Origin of the sequence: Amycolatopsis sp. w19 (genome assembly GCF_051373225.1) — a bacterium.
In the GTDB taxonomy this organism is placed as follows: Bacteria; Actinomycetota; Actinomycetes; order Mycobacteriales; family Pseudonocardiaceae; genus Amycolatopsis; species Amycolatopsis japonica.
The window spans coordinates 1-2,427 of the sequence record NZ_JBPQFM010000052.1 but is presented as its reverse complement, the minus strand read 5'-3'; the positions used below and the strand labels follow the sequence as shown (position 1 = coordinate 2,427).

Annotated in this window: 1 rRNA gene; it reads right to left on the bottom strand. The window is 55.0% G+C overall.

What is annotated here, in order from left to right:
• Window positions 1–2,372: ribosomal RNA gene (locus tag ACSMFO_RS40060) — 23S ribosomal RNA — on the bottom strand; the annotation flags it as partial.
• Window positions 2,373–2,427 lie beyond the last annotated feature (55 nt).

The window sequence follows — 2,427 nt, the reverse complement described above, 5'->3', positions numbered from 1 at the left end:
GCTTCACAGTCTCCCACCTATCCTACACAAGCCGAACCGAAAACCAATACCAAACTATAGTAAAGGTCCCGGGGTCTTTCCGTCCTGCCGCGCGTAACGAGCATCTTTACTCGTAGTGCAATTTCGCCGGGCCTGTGGTTGAGACAGCCGGAAAGTCGTTACGCCATTCGTGCAGGTCGGAACTTACCCGACAAGGAATTTCGCTACCTTAGGATGGTTATAGTTACCACCGCCGTTTACTGGCGCTTAAATTCTCAGCTTCACCCCAAAGGGGTTAACCGGTCCTCTTAACGTTCCAGCACCGGGCAGGCGTCAGTCCATATACATCGTCTTGCGACTTCGCATGGACCTGTGTTTTTAGTAAACAGTCGCTTTCCGCTGGTCTCTGCGGCCACCCACCCCTAGCCCGCGAAGGGCTTCAGAGTGTTTGGCCCCCCTTCTCCCGAAGTTACGGGGGCATTTTGCCGAGTTCCTTAACCACAGTTCACCCGATCGCCTTAGTATTCTCTACCTGACCACCTGTGTTGGTTTGGGGTACGGGCCGTGCACGCACTCGCTAGAGGCTTTTCTCGGCAGCATAGGATCACTCTACTTCACCTCAATCGGCTACGCATCACGTCTCAACCTTAATGGAGTGCGGATTTGCCTACACTCCGGTCTACACGCTTACACCAGTACTACCACTCACTGGCGGAGCTACCTTCCTGCGTCACCCCATCACTCGACTACTACGGAATCAGATCCCACGCTCCACACAGAAACCTCCATCCGAAGATATCGGTAACTGGCTTTGGGTGGTTAGTATCAACCGCCTCATCCTGGGCGCACGTGCTCGGGTACGGGAATATCAACCCGTTATCCATCGACTACGCCTGTCGGCCTCGCCTTAGGTCCCGACTTACCCTGGGCGGATTAGCCTGGCCCAGGAACCCTTGGTCATCCGGCGGCAGAGTTTCTCACTCTGCATTCGCTACTCATGCCTGCATTCTCACTCCCACACCCTCCACGACTGGCTTCCGCCGCCGCTTCCCTGGATGCAGGACGCTCCCCTACCCATCAACACGACTAGACGTTCCCGCAAGGAGAACGCCGATCTATATGTGTCAATGACACAGCTTCGGCGGTGTGCTTAAGCCCCGCTACATTGTCGGCGCAGGACCACTTGACCAGTGAGCTATTACGCACTCTTTCAAGGGTGGCTGCTTCTAAGCCAACCTCCTGGTTGTCTGGGCAATCCCACATCCTTTCCCACTGAGCACACACTTAGGGGCCTTAGCTGGTGTTCTGGGCTGTTTCCCTCTCGACGACGAAGCTTATCCCCCGCCGTCTCACTGCCACACTCTCACACCACGGTATTCGGAGTTTGGTTGATTTCGGTAACCCGGTAAGGCCCCTAGACCATCCAGTAGCTCTACCCCCGTGGTGAAACATGTGACGCTGCACCTAAATGCATTTCGGGGAGAACCAGCTATCACGGAGTTTGATTGGCCTTTCACCCCTACCCACAGCTCATCCCCTCAGTTTTCAACCTAAGTGGGTTCGGCCCTCCACGTCGTCTTACCGACGCTTCAGCCTGGCCATGGGTAGATCACTCCGCTTCGGGTCTAGACCACGCGACTCAATCGCCCTATTCAGACTCGCTTTCGCTACGGCTACCCCACACGGGTTAACCTCGCCACGCAGCACTAACTCGCAGGCTCATTCTTCAAAAGGCACGCCATCACCTCAACATCACAAAGATGTGCTCGGGCTCTGACGGCTTGTAGGCACACGGTTTCAGGTACTCTTTCACTCCCCTCCCGGGGTACTTTTCATCTTTCCCTCACGGTACTAGTCCGCTATCGGTCTTCAGGAAGTATTTAGGCTTACCGGGTGGTCCCGGCAGATTCACAGCAAATTCCACGAGCTCGCTGCTACTCGGGAACACCAAACAAACAATCCACAACGTGTTTTCGCGTACGGGACTCTCACCCACTCCGGTCGCCCATCCCAAGGCGTTCCACTAACACGCGCGATCATTCCGAGGACTGTCAGATCCTCGACGCTGGGTCCCACAACACCACACACACAACGCCTGACAGCTTGACATGTGCATGGTTTAGCCTCTTCCGCTTTCGCTCGCCACTACTCACGGAATCACGGTTGTTTTCTCTTCCTACGGGTACTGAGATGTTTCACTTCCCCGCGTTCCCTCCACACACCCTATATATTCAGATGCGGGTAACACCACATAACTGGTGCTGGGTTTCCCCATTCGGAAATCCTCGGATCACAGCTCGGTTGACAGCTCCCCGAGGCATATCGCAGCCTCCCACGTCCTTCATCGGCTCCTGAAGCCAAGACATCCACCATGTGCCCTTAACAACTTGACCACAAAGATGCTCGCATCCACTCTACAGTTCTCAAACACCACACCAGAAACAAACA